This window comes from Streptomyces maremycinicus, from assembly GCF_001184025.1.
Lineage (GTDB): Bacteria > Actinomycetota > Actinomycetes > Streptomycetales > Streptomycetaceae > Streptomyces > Streptomyces maremycinicus.
In genome coordinates this window covers 302,464-320,942 of record NZ_BBYG01000010.1, presented here as the reverse complement: position 1 = coordinate 320,942, position 18,479 = coordinate 302,464, and the positions used below count along the sequence as shown (strand labels likewise).

The 18,479-nt window shown below is 72.0% G+C and carries 12 protein-coding genes; 9 read left to right on the top strand and 3 right to left on the bottom strand.

The window, feature by feature from the left end:
* Positions 1-4: 4 nt before the first annotated feature.
* Together AOQ37_RS08990 and dnaK are read right to left on the bottom strand one after the other, a co-directional pair.
* Entirely contained in the window at positions 5-613 is a 609-nt protein-coding gene (locus tag AOQ37_RS08990; protein ID WP_062643013.1) for a nucleotide exchange factor GrpE, read from the bottom strand.
* A gap of 8 nt (positions 614-621) precedes the next feature.
* Complete coding sequence (dnaK, locus tag AOQ37_RS08985; protein ID WP_062643012.1) at positions 622-2,520, bottom strand: molecular chaperone DnaK; 1,899 nt, start codon at positions 2,518-2,520, stop codon at positions 622-624.
* A gap of 290 nt (positions 2,521-2,810) precedes the next feature.
* Between dnaK and AOQ37_RS08980 the strand changes: the two genes are divergently transcribed.
* From AOQ37_RS08980 to AOQ37_RS08950, 7 genes are all read left to right on the top strand, one after another.
* Positions 2,811-4,589, top strand: a complete 1,779-nt coding sequence (locus AOQ37_RS08980) for a helix-turn-helix domain-containing protein (RefSeq protein ID WP_062643010.1) — start codon at positions 2,811-2,813, stop codon at positions 4,587-4,589.
* A gap of 284 nt (positions 4,590-4,873) precedes the next feature.
* Entirely contained in the window at positions 4,874-6,007 is a 1,134-nt protein-coding gene (locus AOQ37_RS08975) for a hypothetical protein (protein ID WP_199824964.1), read from the top strand.
* Between the two features lie 306 nt (positions 6,008-6,313).
* On the top strand, positions 6,314-7,489 hold the full coding sequence (locus tag AOQ37_RS08970) for a glutathione-independent formaldehyde dehydrogenase (protein ID WP_062643007.1): 1,176 nt from the start codon (positions 6,314-6,316) through the stop codon (positions 7,487-7,489).
* A gap of 1,479 nt (positions 7,490-8,968) precedes the next feature.
* Positions 8,969-10,084, top strand: a complete 1,116-nt coding sequence (locus AOQ37_RS08965; protein WP_062643005.1) for a chitinase — start codon at positions 8,969-8,971, stop codon at positions 10,082-10,084.
* Between the two features lie 109 nt (positions 10,085-10,193).
* Positions 10,194-11,615, top strand: a complete 1,422-nt coding sequence (locus AOQ37_RS08960) for an RICIN domain-containing protein (protein WP_062643580.1) — start codon at positions 10,194-10,196, stop codon at positions 11,613-11,615.
* Between the two features lie 209 nt (positions 11,616-11,824).
* Complete coding sequence (locus AOQ37_RS08955) at positions 11,825-12,736, top strand: YihY/virulence factor BrkB family protein (RefSeq protein ID WP_062643003.1); 912 nt, start codon at positions 11,825-11,827, stop codon at positions 12,734-12,736.
* 207 nt (positions 12,737-12,943) lie between these two features.
* A complete protein-coding gene (locus AOQ37_RS08950) occupies positions 12,944-13,813 on the top strand; it encodes an SCO6745 family protein (RefSeq protein WP_062643578.1) in 870 nt (289 codons plus the stop codon).
* A 182-nt stretch (positions 13,814-13,995) separates the two neighbouring features.
* Here AOQ37_RS08950 and AOQ37_RS08945 read toward each other — a convergent pair whose 3' ends face one another.
* Positions 13,996-15,876, bottom strand: a complete 1,881-nt coding sequence (locus tag AOQ37_RS08945) for an ABC transporter ATP-binding protein (protein WP_062643001.1) — start codon at positions 15,874-15,876, stop codon at positions 13,996-13,998.
* Between the two features lie 256 nt (positions 15,877-16,132).
* On the opposite strand from AOQ37_RS08945, the gene AOQ37_RS08940 reads away from it, so the two are divergent.
* Together AOQ37_RS08940 and AOQ37_RS08935 are read left to right on the top strand one after the other, a co-directional pair.
* A complete protein-coding gene (locus AOQ37_RS08940) occupies positions 16,133-17,056 on the top strand; it encodes a lysylphosphatidylglycerol synthase transmembrane domain-containing protein (protein WP_062642999.1) in 924 nt (307 codons plus the stop codon).
* Between the two features lie 303 nt (positions 17,057-17,359).
* Positions 17,360-18,457: a mechanosensitive ion channel family protein gene (locus AOQ37_RS08935; protein ID WP_062642998.1), complete on the top strand. Its 1,098-nt coding sequence runs from the start codon at positions 17,360-17,362 to the stop codon at positions 18,455-18,457.
* The last annotated feature ends 22 nt before the right edge of the window (positions 18,458-18,479 follow it).

The following is an 18,479-nucleotide window of genomic DNA, read 5'->3' as shown; positions in this document are numbered from 1 at the left end:
CCGGTCACTCCCGTTTCGCGACCGTCACGGCGGCGGGCCTGAGCTGCCGCTCTCCGTCCCCGTAACCGGCGCGCAGCACCTGGACGACCGTGCCCGGTGGGGCGTCGGGGTCCTGCACGACACCGACCACCTCGTGCCGGGCCGGGTCGAAGGCGACGCCGGTCTCCGCATGCCGCGGGTAGCCGAGCAGTTCGAGGACGTTCACCGCCTGGTCGCGTACGGCCCGGATGCCCTCCACGACCGCGCCCGGATCGGCCCCCGCGTGGGTCAGGGCGAGTTCGAGGTTGTCGAGGACGGGCAGGAAGGCGGCCGCCGTACGGGACCGCTCCACCGCGCGTTCGCGCTCCAGTTCCCTGGCGTGACGCTTGCGAAGGTTGTCGAGGTCGGCGAGTGCGCGCCGCCAGCGGTCCTCCAGTTCCCGGATCGCGGTCGTGTACTCGTCCTCGGCCCGCGCGGGGCCGGCGGCGTCGGGTCCCGGTTCGCCGTTCCCCGCTTCGGACCGGGGCGGGCCCGGTCGGGGCAGATCCTCGCGCGGAGGGCGTCCGGCGCCTTCCGGGACCGGTACGACCGGATCCGACGCGGCCCGGTCGGGTTCCTGGGGGTGGGTGGGCATGACGCGCCTCAGCTCTTGTCGAACTCGGCGTCGATGACGTCGTCGTCATCGCCACCGCCACTCGTGGGACCGCCTGCGGCGTCCTGGCCGGGACCCTCGTCCGTGACACCTGTGCCCTGATGTGCCGTCAGCCCCGCCAGCACCTGCTGGAGTTCGGAGGTCAGGGGCCGCACACGCTCCACGCCCGCCTCCTCCTTGACCGCCGCGCGGGCGTCGGACACGAGCATCTCGGCGCGCGCCTTCTCGTGTGCGGGCGCCGCGTCGCCCAGTTCGGCGAGACGCTTCTCGACCTGGTACGCGACGGCGTCGAGTTCGTTGCGGGCGTCGACGGCCTCGCGGAGTGCCTGGTCCTGGCCCCGGTTGCTCTCGGCCTCCTGGACCATGCGTTCGACCTCGCTGCGGTCCAGGTTGGAGCTCTCGCTGATGGTGATGCCCTGTTCCTTGCCGGTGTCCCGGTCGCGGGCCTTGACGTTGAGGATGCCGTTGGCGTCGATGTCGAAGGTGACCTCGATCTGCGGTTCGCCCCGCGGCGCCGGCCGGATGTCGGTGAGCTGGAACCGTCCCAGCACCCGGTTGTCGGCTGCCCGCTCGCGCTCGCCCTGGAGGACCACCACATCGACGGCCGGCTGGTTGTCCTCGGCGGTGGAGAAGGTCTCGCTGCGGCGCACCGGGATGGTGGTGTTCCGCTCGATGATCTTCGTCATCACCCCGCCGCGCGTCTCCAGGCCCAGCGACAGGGGGGTGACGTCGAGCAACAGCACGTCCTTGACCTCGCCCTTGAGCACGCCGGCCTGGATCGCGGCGCCCAGGGCCACGACCTCGTCGGGATTGACGCTCATGTTGGGTTCCTTGCCGCCGGTCAGCCGGCGGACCAGGGTCTGGACAGCGGGGATGCGGGTCGAACCACCGACGAGGATGACCTCGTCGATGTCGCCTTCGCCGACCTTGGCGTCGGCCATCGCCTGCTGCACCGGTCCCAGGCAGCGCTCCACCAGATCACCGGTGAGCTGCTCGAACGTGGACCGCATGATCGAGTCGGTGAGGTGCTTGGGGCCCGAGGCGTCGGCGGTGACGAACGGCAGGTTGACCTGCGTCTGCGTCACCGAACTGAGCTCGGTCTTGGCCTTCTCCGCCGCCTCGAACAGTCGCTGGAGCGCCTGCGGGTCCTTGCGCAGGTCGATGCCGTTCTCCTTCTGGAAGTCGTCCGCGAGATGATCCACCAGACGCCGGTCGAAGTCGTCGCCCCCCAGGTGGCTGTCACCGGCGGTGGAGCGCACCTCCACCACGCCGTCGCCGACGTCGAGGATGCTCACGTCGAAGGTGCCGCCGCCCAGGTCGAAGACGAGTACGGTCTCGTGCTCCTTCTTGTCCATGCCGTACGCGAGGGCTGCCGCCGTCGGCTCGTTGATGATCCGCAGCACCTCGAGGCCGGCGATCCGTCCGGCGTCCTTGGTGGCGGTGCGCTGGGCGTCGTTGAAGTAGGCGGGCACCGTGATGACCGCCTCCGTGACCCGCTCCCCCAGCTGCTTGGAGGCGTCGTCGGCGAGTTTGCGCAGCACCTGTGCGCTGATCTCCTCAGGCGCGTACAGCTTGTCGCGCACCTTGAAGCGGGCGGCCCCGCCGTCGCCCTCGACGACGTCGTACGCCACCGCCCTGGCCTCTTCGGAGATCTCGTCGAAGTGCCGGCCGATGAACCGCTTGGCCGAGTAGATGGTGCCCTTGGGGTTGAGGATCGCCTGGCGCCGGGCCAGCTGGCCCACCAGCCGTTCCCCGGTGTCGGTGAAGGCCACCACGGACGGTGTCGTGCGGTTGCCCTCGCTGTTGGGCACGACGGACGGCTCGCCGCCCTCCCACACGGCGATCACCGAGTTGGTGGTGCCCAGGTCGATGCCCACTGCCTTGGCCATGGGGAACTCCTCCCGGTACGGCGCCTGCGCCGACTCCGCGGATCACGTTCGTTCACGTAGAGGTGGGACCTCCGCCGGTTTCACGCCGTGCGCACGGAGGGTCTCGAACACTCCCCAGGGTGACGAACCGGGTGACTCCACGCCTGCGCCTGGCGGGTCGGGAATGCACGGGCCACGTCGCCCCACGAGGACGAGAGAAAGATGGCGAACATCCCGGGTAGGCCGGCCGGGAGCGGGTACGCGGCATACCACTCGCCTCCCCGAGGACTCGGGGAGAACGGAGTGATCCCATGGCCCACAGCCGGACGCACAGCGTGTACTACCGCCGTTCCGACGGGGAGGGCAGCCCCCCACGGGGCGCCCGGCGGCACTCCACGGCCGCTCTCTCGCGGCCCCGCCCACCCGTCCCCACCCCGGCCGACCACGCCCTCCGCGAGCTGGTGGCGCTCTCCCGAACCCTGTTCGAGACCCCGGACGAAGACGAGATCCTGCGACTGGCCATGGACCACATCGCCGCCGCGGGGCCGTACCGCGCCGAGGCCGGCTACCTCCAGGTGGGCGGCGACCTGATCCCCAGCCCGAGGAACGGACAGGCACCTGCCTCGGCCGTGGGCCGGAGGGTGCGGGACCTGGCAGGGCGGGACGGCCCGGTGACCGTACCCGGCAGACCCTGGGGCCGGGCTCTGGGGCTGCGCGGACGCGAGGGACTCCACGGCTACCTCGTGGTGACGTCCCTCTCCCGGCCGTCCGAGGCCGAGCGGACCCTGCTCGCCACGATCGTCCGGCACACCGCTGCCGCCTTGACGGTCGCCTTCGCACACCACCGCCGACGTGAGGACGCGCTGGAGCTGCACCGGCTGAGGGACGAACGCACAGCCCTCCAGCGGCAGCTGATCTCGGTCGTGGCGGAGCTGGGGTACCAACGGGCCGTGCACGCGCTCATGGCCGACGTCGCTGCCTCGAGCGGAGGCGAGGAAGCCGTCACCCGTGCACTGCACAGACTCACCGGACTCCCCGCGCTGGTCGAGGACCGCTTCGGTCGGCTGCGGTCCTGGAGCGGTCCCACCCGGCCCGACCCCTATCCCGATCCGGACCCCGTGCGCCAGGACGACATGCTGCACGCCGTCGCCCGTCACGCCGGACCGGTGCGGGTGAAGGACCGGCTGACCGCCCTGGTCCGCCCGCACGGCGAGATCCTGGGCGTGCTGGCCGTGGTCGATGCCCGGGGCGAGGCCGACGAGCACACCGTGCTCGCGCTGGAGCAGGCCGCCGCGTCGCTCGCCCCGGAGCTGACGCACCAGCGCGATCTGGCCGAAGTGGAACTGAGGCTGCACCGTGAGCTGGTCGACGACCTACTGGCGGGGACGGACGAGGTGAGCGCCTACGCCCGGTCCGAGGCAGTCGGACACGACCTGCGCCGCAGCCACTACATCGTCGTGGTGCAGTGGCCGGAGCGGACCGCGGACGACTCCTTCGCGCAGACCGTGGGACGGGCGGCCTCTGCCATGGGCATGCGCTCGCTGCTGACCCGACGTTCCGACCACGTGGTCCTGGTCGCCGACGACAGGCCGCACGCCAGCGCGTTGTACGAGGCGATCGCCCGGGAGACCGGGACACGGTCCGGGACGATCGGCGTGAGCGCCCCTGGCGACTCCCCGGCCGACATCCCCCACCGCTACCAGGAGGCGCGGCGCGCCATGGAAGTACGGCGTCACTCCCGCGAGCGCCACGGCACGACGTTCTTCGACGAGCTGGGCCTCTACCGGATCCTGGGACCGGGCAACGACCACCGGGAACTGGAGACGTTCGTCCAGGAGTGGCTCGGGCAGCTCATCGACTACGACTCCCGGCACCACACCGCCATGGTGGAGACCCTGTCCCGGTACTTCGACTGTGGCGGCAACTACGACGAGACCGCGGAATCCCTCACCATCCACCGCAGCACGCTGCGCTATCGGCTCCAGCGCATCCGCGACATCAGCGGCAACGACCTCGCGAACGTCGAGGACCGGCTGAACCTCCAGGTGGCGACCCGAGTGTGGAAGATCGTGCTGGGCGGCCCCGGCTGATCGCGTCATCGGAACCCTTGCGCGAGCGGGTCGGGAGCGGTCGGACCGCACGGCCTCGGGCGGCGCACACTCCGCTGTCGGCGGATGCCGACCAGGTGGCGTCGCTGCCGGAGACCACCCTTCCCGGGGTACTCGTCGAGCGGCCTCGCACGGAAGGCGCGCAGCGACCTGACCGTACCGCCGGCACCCGCCGGCGCGGGCCAGCGTGTCAGGCGGCGTACGCAACGGCTCGGGGCGCATCCTGTAGGAACGGGCGATGCGAGGGCAGCCGACGATAAGGAGTCATGCGGGTGTCGTCTCAGGGCGTTACGGTCGTGGCTCTCCTGGCGGATCCGGATGCGCCGACGGAGATCGCGCAGCGCATGGCCCGGCTGCTTCCTGCTCGGCTCGCCGACAGATCCGGCCAGGGGCGACGGTTCGAGGTCGAGGTGGTCAGTGAGCCCTTCACCGCGGGGACCGAGGACCTGCCCACCTTGATGCGCCGGATCCTGGAGCGTGGAAGTGCGCAGAACTGGGACATCGTCGTGGCCCTCACCGACCTTCCGCTGCACTCACACGGGCACAAGCTCGTGGTGGATCTGAGTCACGAACACGGCTTCGCGCTGCTGTCGCTTCCCACACTGGGGGGCATGCGGCTCCAGACGAGGGCCCGGCGGGCCGTGGAGGTAGCCGTGCTCAGTCTGGCGGGTTCGCGGGCCTCCCGGGCGGAGGGACCTCCGCCGAGTCAGCCGTCGCTGGCTCCCTTCGTCAGTCGCTTCGCGCCTATTCACCCGACCCAGGTCGGTGCGGAGGAGACCGCTGATCTGCGGTACGTCGTCAGCGGGCCGCGCGGTTACCTGAGGGTGCTCGTCGGTATGGTCCGCGCCAACCGGCCGTGGCGCTTGGTGCCGGGCCTGTCGAAGGCCCTGGCGGCCGCCCTCGCCACAGGAGCCGTCGCCACCGTGAACTCCACCATCTGGAGCCTGGCCGAGTCCCTGAGCGTGCCGCGCCTCGTGATCGCCACGGTCGGGTCGGTCGCACTCATGATCGGTTGGCTGATCGTGGACGCGCAGCTGTGGCATCGATCGGCGGAGGCATCGCGGGAGGCGCGCCAGAGGGCGAGGCTCTACAACGCCTCGACGGTCCTGACGGTGGGTATCGGGGTGCTCGTCTGCTACGTGGGTTTGATCGTCATCAACTGGGTGTGGGCCCTGTTCATCCTCAACGGCCACGTGTTCGCCTACACGACAGGAACCCCGCTCCGTGCTGCGGAGTACTGGACGCTGTCCTGGTTCGTGGCTTCCGTCGCCACGGTGGGCGGTGCGCTGGGCTCGGGCTTGGAGAGCGACGAGGCCATCCGGGCAGCCGCCTACTCCAAGCGGGAACAGGAACGCCGCCACATGCTCCAGGACGACGACGGTGACCAGGTGGTGACCTGAGTCGGGGATCCGTCGGTGATGGGTGGCCGATGACCGTCCGCCCGCGAAGACCTTGCTGATCGATCGGTGCGTGGTCGTTTCGCGTCGGGGACCGGCGGGGACCCGGACGGCACCGCCGCCGGAGCCCCGAAGCTCCGTCCGCCAAGCCGGCGGCGGCACCTCCGTTCACCTGGATCGGGTGAGCGGCCCCACCGGAGGCATGGCCGGGTCACGGACCCCGTCGCACCGACTCCGGGAGTCCGGCTCGGTACGCCGTCTCCATCAGCGCCGTGCCGCGGTGACGCCGCGGCACCGAGAGAAGTCATCATGAAGGCAGCGGTCTATGAAGGTCCGCGAACGGTCACGGTGAAGGACGTACCGGACGCGAAGATCGAACATCCCTGCGACATCATAGTCAAGATCACCACTACCAACATCTGCGGTTCGGACCTGCACATGTACGAGGGCCGTACCTCGTTCGAGTCCGGCCGCACCCTGGGCCACGAGAACATGGGCCAGGTCGTGGAGGTCGGCTCGGCGGTCCGCAAGGTCCAGGTCGGCGAGTATGTGGTCCTGCCCTTCAACATCGCCTGCGGTTTCTGCAAGCAGTGCGAGCGGGGTCTGACCAACTACTGCCTGACCATGCAGCCGGAACCGGCCCTTGCCGGAGCCGCCTACGGATTCGCCGACATGGGCCCGTATCAGGGTGGCCAGGCGGAACTGCTGCGCGTGCCCTACGGCGACTTCAACGCGCTGCGGCTGGGTGAGGACGCCGCCGAGCGGCAGACCGACTACGTGATGCTCGCCGACATCTTCCCCACCGGCTATCACGCCACCGAGATGGCCCACGTCAAACCGGGTGACCAGACGATCGTTCTCGGCGCCGGTCCCGTCGGGCTGATGGCGACCTATTCCGCCCTCCTCAAGGGCGCCGGACGCGTCTGGGTGGCGGACCACCAGCCCGACCGGCTGCGCAAGGCGGAGGAGATCGGGGCCATCCCGATCAACACCGCCGAGCAGAACCCGGCGGAGGTCGTCAAGGAGGCCACCCTCGGCCTGGGCGCCGACAACGGCTGTGAGTGCGTCGGCTATCAGGCGCACGATCCCGAGGGACACGAGGACGCCAGCCTCACGCTCAACGGGCTGATCGACTCGGTCAGGTTCACGGGCGACATCGGTGTGGTGGGCGTGTTCCTGCCGCAGGACCCGGGCGGCGCGGAGGCCCAGGGGGAGCTGGAGGCGCAGGGCAAGGTCCCGATCGACTTCGGCATGATGTGGTTCAAGGGCCAGCGCATGGGCACCGGGCAGGCACCGGTGAAGAGGTACAACCGGGCGCTGCGGGATCTGATCGCCGGTGAGAAGGCAAAGCCGAGCTTCGTCGTCTCCCACGAACTCAGCCTGGACGAGGCCCCCACCGCCTACGAGCACTTCGACGCCCGTGACGAGGGCTGGACCAAGGTGGTCCTGCATCCGAACGGACACGGGAACGGCCACAAGCGGTAAGGGGCAGGTAGCCGCCGTCCTCCTGTTCCCCCGGTCGGCCCGGGGGAACAGGAGGCGCTCCGCCCGTCCACCGGCCGGGGCTGCGGGCGATCGCCCGCAGCCCCGGTCTCATCCGAACCAACGGCGATTGCCCGCGCTCCGGCCCGCCAGGACGGACGGCGGACGCTCAGCAGGTGTCCGCGAGTGGCGGCACCCCGTCCAGCGGCTGCGGCCGCCGGCCTGTTCGCGGGCCCGTGCGGGAGGCTCCCCGGTGCGACGGCTGCCGCACCTCGACCGGGTAGGCACGTGCCGCCCGGCAGAGGCACACGTCCGGGCACGGCAGGCCCGGTCCGCCCCAGGGGTCTGACGTCGCGCGAGACGCAGGAGGCACTCGAGCGACTCGGCCGGGACGACTGACCGCCCCACCGCTGAAACGGCATCACCACCGCAGCACCCTGGCTGGGCTGAAGCCTCATGACGGCGGCAGCGGCGTACGTGTGGCGGCGCCGGACGCCGGGCGAGGGCTCTGCCGCACCAGGAGGCACGGCGCTCCCCGTGGCCGACTTGGTCGCCCGCCCCGGTGCGCGGGTTCCGAGCCGCCGCCTTCCGCCGCCGCGGCCGACCGCACCCGCTGCTCCTCGCGAGCGGAGCCGACGTCCCGTTCGAGGGGCGCCGGTGCGGCCCGCCGCCAGCCCTTCAGCCCTTCCAAGGCCCGTCTTCGCAGTTCCGCCTCGCGCCGCAGGACCGGGCTGTGGTCCCCGGCGGCGCCCTCCCTCTTGTGTGGAACGCTTCCCCCACGCCCCCCAGTCCGGGTTCCTGTGCTCGCGCACGTCCGCTGCCGCCCGCGCGGTGTGCGCCTGAAGGGCTCCGGCGAAGCGCTCCGCCCCGGGGACGACACGGTTGCCGGCCGGCGCAACGAGGCTCTCCACGAGCATCGCCGCCGGCGGTGGTCCCTCCCGCGGCAGGAAGGTCGGCGAGCCGCGTGCGACCGAGCCGTTCTTCGCTGCGGGGGGCCGGCCGTGGGCGCGGGTGATGACGGAGGTGCGGCAGCGGGCGGGTCGGCGTGCACACAGCGATCGGCAGGTGCCGCGGGGCTCGTACCGACCATGTGCCGAGTTGAGCGACGGCACAAGCCTGTGCGGCACCCGCCGGGGACGCCGCCGGGCCCCGCGGGCGGACAGGGCCCGGCCGGGAGCCCGCAACTCGCTTTTCCCACCACTTACTTCACCTCTTACTTCACCACTTGACGAAAAAGGTCCAGACCTTTAGGTTCACGGCTCAGCATCGCCCCGTGTGACGCGTCCACCGCTCACGAGGTGAACGCCTCCTCGGTTGCTCCTCACCCCACGACCCCACCCGGGGCTGCCTCCCCGCATGCCCTGATCCGGGCAACTGCCCCCGCCCCTGCCCCTGCCCCCTGAGTACACCGGCTCCACCGACGGTCTCCCCGCGCTCGGGGGACGGCCGTCCACCCCCTACATCCAAGGAGCGTCCCCCACCATGCACGGACCCCGTTTCCTCGGCAGGTTCGCGGTCTTCACCGCGCTCTGCGCGGTCCTCACCGCCCTGTTCACCGCGGCGCCCGCCCGGGCCGCCGACGGCTCGATCTCCGGGCTCGCCGGCAAGTGCGTCGACGTCGCGGGCGCCGCGAGCGCCAACGGCACCGCCGTACAGCTCTACGACTGCAACGGAACAGGCGCACAGATCTGGTCCAACCCGGGTGACGGCACACTGCGCGCGCTCGGCAAGTGTCTGGACGTCGTCGACCGCGGCACCGCGGACGGCTCGGCAGTTCAGCTGTGGGACTGCTCCGGCGGCACCAACCAGCAATGGGTGGTCAGCGGTGCGAGGGACATCGTCAACCCGGCCGCGAACAAGTGCCTGGACGTGACCGGCAACAACAGCGCCAACGGCACCCGGCTCCAGATCTGGACCTGCTCGGGCGGCGCGAACCAGAAGTGGAACGCGCCCGCGAGCGGTGGGGGCGGCACCCCCTCCGGATTCGTCGTCACCGAGGCGCAGTTCAACCAGATGTTCCCGGGCCGGAACGGCTTCTACACGTACAGCGGCCTGACCGCAGCGCTGAGCGCCTACCCCGGCTTCGCCACCACCGGCAGCGACACGGTGAAGAAGCAGGAGGCCGCGGCCTTCCTCGCCAACGTCCATCACGAGACCGGCGGTCTCGTCCACATCGTCGAGCAGAACACCGCGAACTACCCCCACTACTGCGACTGGGGTCAGTCGTACGGCTGCCCGGCCGGCCAGGCCGCCTACTACGGGCGCGGCCCGATCCAGCTGTCGTGGAACTTCAACTACAAGGCCGCGGGTGACGCGCTCGGCATCGACCTGCTCAACAACCCCTGGCTGGTGCAGAACGACGCCGCCGTGGCCTGGAAGACGGGCCTGTGGTACTGGAACACCCAGTCCGGCCCCGGGACCATGACTCCGCACAACGCCATGGTCGGCCAGGCCGGCTTCGGCCAGACCATCCGCTCCATCAACGGCTCCCTGGAGTGCGACGGCAGGAACCCGGCGCAGGTGCAGAGCCGCGTGGACGCCTACAACCGCTTCAGCTCGATCCTGGGCGTGTCGCCGGGCGGCAACCTGTACTGCTGACACCGGCCCTCCCACCCGGGTGCGCACGGAACAAGCGGTGCCCGTCGGGGCAGCTCGGCCTGCCCCGACGGCTCCTGACGGGCGCCGTCCGCCCCCGTAGCGTCGAGTGGTGAGTATGTGGACATCCCTCGAACCCTCCTCGGCCACCGTGGAACCCGGTGGCCGTACGACCGTGCGGCTACGGCTGCGCAACACCGGTGACGTGGTCGACGAGTACCGCTTCGAGCCCGTCGGTGACCTCTCGCCCTGGATCACGGTGGAGCCGGTCTCCCTGCGGCTGTACCCGGGGACGACGGGGACGGTGGAGCTGACCTTCGCGCCGCCGCGCACGCCCGACGCGACAGCCGGCCCGAACCCGTACGCGATCCGGATCATCCCGACCGAGCATCCGGAGTCGACCGCCGTTCCGGAGGGGAATCTGACGATCGCGCCCTTCACGGAGGTGCGGGCCGAACTCGTGCCGCCGACGGTGAAGGGCCGGTTCCGGGGACGGCCGAAGCTGGCCGTGGACAACCTCGGCAACACGAAGGTGACCGGGTCACTGAGCGGCAGCGACCACGGTGACCACCTGTCGTACGAGATCCAGCCCGGCAGCTTCCAGATCGAGCCCGGCCGTGCCGCGTTCGTGCAGACGACGCTCAAGCCCCGCCGGATCATCTGGTTCGGGTCCCGGCAGGAGCGGACGTACACCCTCGCGGTGAAGCGGTCGGGGGTGACCCCGCTCACCGTCGACGGCACCTATGTGCAGCGGAGTTTCCTGCCCGGCTGGCTCACCCCGCTGTTCGGGATCCTCCTGGCGCTCACGATCGCCTTCGTGATGCTGTGGTTCGCCTACCGGCCCACGGTCACCAGCAGCGCCCGGGAGCTTCAGGAGGCCGCCGTCAGCACTTTGGCGCCCTCCCCCTCAGCCCCGCAGGCGCCCCCTTCGGCGCCCGCCGTGTCGGCGCCTGCCGCGGCGCCGGCCGAGCCCGCCGCGTCGCCCTCGGCGCAGAACGGCGCGGGCGGCGGCGCGGCGTCCCCACCGGCCAGGAAGAAGACCCCGAGCGTGCTGCCCGCGTCGGACGTCATGCTGCGCAACCCGACCACCAAGATGTGCGCGGCCCTCCCCGCCGCCGCCGACACCGACTCGGCGGGCCGGGTGGTGCAGGCCACCTGCGACGAGAACCCCTCCGGCGTCCAGCGGTGGAACCTGGAGGTGAAGTACGCGAAGCTGGGCCCCGGCGGCTCGGCCCTCTTCCAGATCCGCAACGTCCACGACCAGTTGTGCGTGGATCTTCCGGACTACGGCGCCAAGCCCATCAGGTCACCGATCCTGGAGTACGCCTGCGCCGGGACGACGGCCGACAACCAGCTGTGGTGGCTCGACAAACAGGACGACGGCACCTACTGGATCCGTAACTACGCCAGCAACAACGCCTGTCTGGACGTCGCCGGATACAGCACCGGCGGCAACGGAGAACACCTCACGCTCTTCACCTGCTCCAACACCGACGACCAGGAATGGCAGATCATCCGTCCCGCAGATTCCTGAGGCGCCGCCCGCCCCGGGCCCGCAGCCGTCGGCGACTCCGGGCGACAAACCGCTCGGCGCCGAGTGTGCGCGAGCGGATCCGGGGGAGAGGTGCAGGGACATGAGCACACCGTTCGCAGGGATGATCGCCGGCCCGGCCGAGGGCACGGCCGGGCCGTACGCCGCGCGCACCCGCCCGCCGCGCGGGTTCCGGCCGCACGGGAGGTGCCGTGTCCGCTGACCCCTGCACCGGCGCCGCACGGCGCGCCGTCCGGCGGTCCCGGGTGCCCGCCGCCTGGTGGCCGGCGCTGCGGCGTACGCCGGCGTCCCTGTGGAACGACGACATCACGGACTACGCCGCGGCGCTGACGTACTACGCGATCCTGGCCGTGCTCCCGGCGATGATGGTCACCGTCCTCGCGTTCGGGCTGATCAGCCCGGACACGGCGGAGGAATTCGTCACCCACGTCACGATGTACGCCCCGGCCGAGTCCGGCGCCGACCTGCACGCCGTGCTGTCCCGTGCGCTGGGTGCCGACCGGGGGGCCTGGCCGCTGCTGGTGGCCGGGGCGACGAGCGCGATGTGGTCGGCCTCCAGCTATCTCGCCGTCTTCCGCCGTGCCCTGCACCACATGCACCGGACCGAGGACCGGCGCTCACCCTGGCGCAAGGCACCCCGCATCCTGCTGACCGCGCTGGCCCTGCTGGGACTGCTCCTCGCCGGCTCCCTCGTCCTGTTGCTCACCGGTCCGCTGGCCGAGGCGGCGGGCCGGGTCGTCGGTGTGGACGCCACCGCGACCTGGGCCTGGAGCGTGCTGCGCTGGCCGGTGCTGCTGTGCCTGGTCGCCCTCCTGGTCGTGGTCGTCTTCCACACCGGTCCGGCCCCGGCCCGCCTGCGCGGGCGCAGTCTGCCCGGCGGCGCGCTGGCGGCCGCGCTGTGGCTCGCGGTCTCCGCGGGCTTCGCCTGGTACGCCTCGGGCCTGAGCGCCTACAGCAGGCTCTACGGCTCGCTCGCGGGCGTCGTCGTCTTCCTCGTCTGGCTGTGGCTGTCCAACCTCGCCCTGCTGACCGGGGCGCAGTTCGCCGCGGAACTCGCCGGTCCGCGCGGCCGGGACACGGCGGCGCCGTCCCGTGTGCCGTAGCGGCGTCCGGCTCGGTGTGCGCCGCCCCACGTCTGCCGCGTGACCGGCTCGGTGTGCGCCGCCCCACGTCTGCCGCGTGACCGGCGCGGTGTGCGCCGCCCCACGTCTGCCGCGTGACCGGCGCGGTGTGCGCCGCCCCACGTCTGCCGCGTGACCGGCGCGGTACCGGCCTGGCGAAGTTACCGACCGGTCGGTACCGTGCCCGTCATGACCACCGTCGCTCCGGACCCGCGCGCGGGCCGCCACTGTCACAGCACCCTCAACTCGCTGCACGCGACGCACTACTTCTCGCCCGACGTGGGCCGGGAACTGGCCGCGCTCGGCGTCACCGATCCGCGGGCCGTCAACTTCGCCGTGCGGGCCGCGGCGCTCGGGCCGGTCGGGGCCGGCGCGGTGACGGCGACCTTCTACAACTACAAGCACACGCTGGTCGCCCGTTACGTGCCCGCGGTCTGGGAGACGGCCTCGCCCGCACAGGTGCTGGCGGCCCGCACGCGTGCCGTCGACACGACGCTGCGCCGCCAGCTGGGCGCGGACGTGATCGACTCCGCGGAGATGGCGGAGGCCGCGCGGCTCGCCCTGCGTGCCACCGAGGCCTGCTCGCGCGGCGCCCGGCCCCTGTACTCGGCCCACGCCGACCTGCCGGTCCCCGAGGAGCCGCACCTGGCGTACTGGCACGCGGCCACCCTGCTGCGCGAGCACCGGGGCGACGGACACCTCGCCGTGCTGATGGGCGCGGGGCTCGACGGTCTGGAGGCCATGGTGACCCACACGGCGACCGGCAAGGGCATGTCGCCGAAGTGGGTGCGCGGCACCCGCGGCTGGAGCCGGGAGGACTGGGACGCGGCCGTCGGCCGGCTCCGCGAGCGCGGCCTGCTCGACGAGGACGGGGAGCTGACCGAGCAGGGCCGCACGCTGCGCCAGGACATCGAGCGGGAGACGGACCGCCTGGACCGCGCCCCGTACGCACACCTCGGCGCGGAGGGCGTGGCCCGGCTGACCGAGCTGGGCACCGGCTTCGTCCGTACCGCGCTCGCCGCCGGCGCCTACCCGGCGGATCTGCTCGCCAAGGGCTGACCCTCGGCGCGCGACGCGGGGCGCGGGCCGTCGGCCTGCGCGCCCCCTCCCCCGGCCGCGGCCCCCGCCTCTCCGCTCCTCGCCCCTCCGCTCGCCGCCCCCGCGCTCCTCGCCTCGCCGCTTCTCGCCTCGCCGCATCTCGTCGCTGACCCGCCGCGGCGTCGTCCGGCGCGCGAACCGCCTCAGCGCGCCGCCGCCTCCGTCAGGCCCGGCTGGTCGAACTGGGTCCGGTGCAGCTCGGCGTACCGGCCGCCGGAGGCCAGGAGCTCCTCGTGGGTGCCGCGCTCCACGATCCGGCCGGATTCGACGACGAGGATCAGGTCGGCGGCGCGCACGGTCGACAGCCGGTGGGCGATCACGACCGCCGTACGCTCCGCGAGGGCCTCGGCGAGAGCCTCCTGGACGGCCGCCTCGGACGTGTTGTCGAGGTGGGCGGTGGCCTCGTCGAGGATGACGACGCGCTGGCGGGCCAGCAGCAGCCGGGCGATGGTCATCCGCTGGCGCTCACCGCCGGAGAGGCGGTATCCGCGTTCCCCGACGACCGTGTCGAGGCCGTCCGGGAGGGACCGGACGAGGTCGTCGAGGCGGGAGCGGCGCAGGGCGTCCCACAGGTCGTCCTCGGTGGCCCCGGGACGGGCCAGCAGGAGGTTCGCGCGGACGCTCTCGTGGAAGAGGTGGCCGTCCTGGGTGACCATGCCGAGGGTGGCCCGCAGCGAGCCCGCGCTCAGGTCGCGGACGTCGACCCCGCCGATCCGGACGGCGCCCGCGTCGACGTCGTACAGGCGCGGCAGCAGCTGGGCCACGGTCGACTTCCCGGCGCCGGAGGAGCCGACGAGGGCCACGGTCTGCCCGGGCTCGGCGCGGAAGGAGACGCCGTGCAGGACCTCGGCGCCGCCGCGGGAGTCGAGTGAGGCGACCTCCTCCAGGGAGGCCAGGGAGACCTTGTCGGCGGACGGATAGCCGAAGCGGACGTCGTCGAACTCGACGGAGACGGGACCCGGCGGCACCTCGCGGGCGTCCGGCTTCTCCTCGATGAGCGGCTTCAGGTCGAGCACCTCGAAGACCCGCTCGAAGCTGACCAGCGCGCTCATCACCTCCACCCGGGCGCCGGCCAGGGAGGTCAGCGGGGCGTACAGGCGGGTCAGCAGCAGGGCGAGGGCGACGACGGCGCCCGGTTCGAGGGTGCCGTTCAGCGCGAGGTGGCCGCCGAGGCCGTAGACGAGGGCGAGGGCCAGGGCGGAGACGAGGGTCAGGGCGGTGATGAACACCGACTGGGCGGTGGCCGTACGGACGCCGATGTCGCGCACGTGGGCGGCGCGGGACGCGAACTCCGCGGACTCCTCCTCGGGCCGGCCGAACAGCTTCACGAGCGTGGCGCCGGGCGCGGAGAAGCGCTCGGTCATGCGGGTGCCCATCGCCGCGTTGAGCGCGGCCGCCTCGCGCTGCATGCCCGCCATCCGGCTGCCCATCCGCCGGGCCGGCAGCACGAACACCGGCAGCAGGGCCAGCGCGAGCAGGGTGACCTGCCAGGACAGGGTGAGCATGACGGCGAGCGTCAGTACCAGGGTGACCAGGTTGGAGACCACTCCGGAGAGGGTGTTGCTGAAGGCGCGCTGGGCGCCGATGACGTCGTTGTTGAGTCGGGAGACGAGCGCTCCCGTACGAGTACGTGTGAAGAACGCGACCGGCATCCGCTGCACATGATCGAACACGGCCGTGCGCAGATCCAGGATGAGCCCCTCCCCCAGCGTCGCCGAAAGCCTCCTGCCCAGGATGCCGAGCGCCGCCTCCAGCACCGCGATGACGGCGATGAGCAGCGACAGGCGGACGACCGCGTCCGCGTCGCCGTGCGACACGATCGCGTCGACGACCCGCCCGGCGAGGACGGGGGTCGCGACGGCCAGCAGCGCGGTCAGCACTCCCAGCAGGACGAACACGGCGATGCGGCGGCGGTGCGGGCGGGCGAACGCGCCGATGCGGCGCAAGGTCACCCGATCGAAGGGGCGGCGTTCCTGCTGGGCGTTCATGACGCTGTAAAGCTGCGTCCAGGCGGTGCTCTCCATGCTCATGGGAGCGACCGTAGGACCTCAAGCAACCTTGAGGTCAACCTTCTCCGCGCATCCTCGACGCGCATCCTCGACCACAAGGGATCGGACGACGCACCCGATGACCGTACGTAATGTTCCGTCCCCGCTTCCGCAACCCGCAGTTGGCGCCGTGCGGAGAACCTCTCCGAGTGTGACAGCGGTTCCCGTTCCCCTTGTCCCCGTCCCCGTCCCCGTTCCCGTTCCCGTTCCCCCGCGCAGACCGGCCCGGCGTGTGCCGGTGCGCCGGATCCTGTGCCTGCTTCCCCTCGTGCTCGTCGCCGTGGTCGCGGTGCGGCACCGGTCGGTGCTCGCCGAGGGCTTCGCCCAGTTGCGGAGGGCGCAGTGGCCCTGGCTGCTGGCGGCGCTCGGCGCCACCTGTCTGACCTGGGTGGCGGCGGCCGTCACCCGGCAGGGCGCGGTGGTGGAGCGGCTGCCCGGACGGCGGCTGCTGGCCACGCAGTTCGCGGCGGGCGCGGCCAACCACCTGCTGCCGACGGGGCTCGGCGCGAGCGCCGTCAACCTGCGGTTCATGACCGTGTGCGGGGTGCCCCTGGCCCGCTCCTCGGCGGCCCTCGCGCTGTACGTGCTGGCGGAGGGCGTGGCCCGGGTGGGCCTGCTGGCCGTGCTGCTGCTCGTCTTCCCCGACGCGCTGCGGCTCGGCTCCCTGCTGCCCGACGTGGCGCTCGGCCCGCTGCTGGGCGCGCTCGGCGCGGCGGTGCTGGTGGTGGCCGGCGTGCTCGCTCTCGTCCGGCGGCTGCGGGCGGCGGTGTGCTCCTTCCTGCGCACGGCGCTCGGTGAGGCGCGCTCGGTGCACTCCCGTCCGTCCCGGGCGCTGGCCCTGTGGGGCGGTTCGCTGGCGTTCCCGGTGCTCCAGGCGGCCGGTCTGGCCGCGACGGGACGGGCGTTGGGGCTGCCGGTGCCGGTGGCACACATGGCGGTGGCGTATCTGGCGGCGACGGTGGCGGTCGCGCTGGTCCCGACGCCGGGCGGGATCGGCTCGGTGGAGGCCGCGCTGATCGTGGCGCTGGTGGCGGCGGGCGGCCCGGTCGCGGTGGCCACGGCCGTGGTCCTCGGCTACCGGATCATCACGGTGTGGCTGCCGCTGGTGCCGGGGGCGCTGACGCTCGGCGCGCTGGTCCGGATGAAGGTCATCTGAGGCGCCCGCGCGGTGCCTTCGGGCGCCCCAGGTACCTCAGGTGTCTCCGGTGCCACGGGTGTCCCAGTGCCTTCGGTGCCTCAGGACGTGCCTCGGGTGTCTCGGCGCCTCGGGGCCCTGCGCGACCGGATCCTCGGGTACGAACTCCTTTGCCGGATACGGCAGGATGAGCGGTCGCGCCCGCCGCGCGAACGGCGGGCGCGACCGCACATCCCGGAACCGAACAGGTGACATCGTGACGAGACTTCACATCCGGCCGTCGGCGGCCCCGCGTGCCGCGGATCGACTTCCCGGAGGTGACCGGTGAACCGCGCCCTGACCCTGGACGACGGCGCCGTCGCCGGAATCGCCCTGGCCGCCGGCCTGTTGGCCGCCTTCCTGTCCCGTACGCTGCTGCGCTGGCTGGCGAAGCACGCCAAGCGCACCCGGTGGAGCGGCGACGACGTCGTCGTGGACGCGCTGCGCACGGTGGTGCCGTGGTCGATGATCGCCGCCGGCGCGGCGGCCGCGGCCGCGGTGCTGCCGCTGACCAAGGCCGTCCAGCACACCGTCAACCAGGGCCTGACGGTCCTGCTGATCTTCGTGGCCACCGTGTCGGCGGCGCGGGTCGTCGCCGGGCTGGTGCAGTCCGTGACCTCCTCCCGCTCCGGTGTCGCCGGGTCGGCCACGATCTTCGTGAACATCACCCGGATCCTGGTCCTGGCGATCGGTTTCCTGGTGGTGCTCCAGACGCTGGGCATCTCCATAGCCCCGCTGCTCACCGCCCTGGGGGTGGGCGGTCTGGCCGTCGCGCTGGCCCTTCAGGACACCCTCGCGAACCTGTTCGCGGGTATCCACATCCTGGCCTCCAAGACCGTCCAGCCCGGCGACTACATCAAGCTGAGCAGCGGCGAGGAGGGCTATGTCGAGGACATCAACTGGCGTCAGACGACCGTGCGCGCCCTGTCCAACAACCTCGTCGTCATCCCCAACGGGCAGCTCGCCAAGACGAACATGACCAACTACATGCGTCCCGAGCAGCAGTTGACGATCCTGGTGCAGGTCGGGGTGGCCTACGACAGCGATCTGGAGCACGTGGAGCGGGTGACCTCGGAGGTCATCGCGGAGGTCATGACGGGCGTGGACGGCGCCCTCCCGGACCACGAACCCGCCATCCGCTTCCACACCTTCGGCGACTCGCGGATCGGGTTCACGGTGATCCTGGGCGTCGGCGAGTTCAGCGACCAGTACCGGATCAAGCACGAGTTCATCAAGCGGCTGCACCGCCGCTACCGCGACGAGGGCATCCGGATCCCGGCTCCGGCCCGCACGGTGGCCCTCCAGTCGGGCACGGTCGTCATCCCGCAGCAGCGGACCGTCGGCGACGTCGTGCAGGGCGGGATGAGCGCCCTGCACGACTGACGGCCGACGGCGCCGGCAGGCG

Bases quoted from the DNA above. Each gene is read 5' to 3' on its own strand.
- AOQ37_RS08945 (WP_062643001.1), bottom strand. From the start codon at position 15,876: ATGGAGAGCACCGCCTGGACGCAGCTTTACAGCGTCATGAACGCCCAG.
- dnaK (WP_062643012.1), bottom strand. From the start codon at position 2,520: ATGGCCAAGGCAGTGGGCATCGACCTGGGCACCACCAACTCGGTGATC.
- AOQ37_RS08980 (WP_062643010.1), top strand. From the start codon at position 2,811: ATGGCCCACAGCCGGACGCACAGCGTGTACTACCGCCGTTCCGACGGG.
- AOQ37_RS08975 (WP_199824964.1), top strand. From the start codon at position 4,874: ATGCGGGTGTCGTCTCAGGGCGTTACGGTCGTGGCTCTCCTGGCGGAT.
- AOQ37_RS08950 (WP_062643578.1), top strand. From the start codon at position 12,944: ATGACCACCGTCGCTCCGGACCCGCGCGCGGGCCGCCACTGTCACAGC.
- AOQ37_RS08965 (WP_062643005.1), top strand. From the start codon at position 8,969: ATGCACGGACCCCGTTTCCTCGGCAGGTTCGCGGTCTTCACCGCGCTC.
- AOQ37_RS08970 (WP_062643007.1), top strand. From the start codon at position 6,314: ATGAAGGCAGCGGTCTATGAAGGTCCGCGAACGGTCACGGTGAAGGAC.
- AOQ37_RS08990 (WP_062643013.1), bottom strand. From the start codon at position 613: ATGCCCACCCACCCCCAGGAACCCGACCGGGCCGCGTCGGATCCGGTC.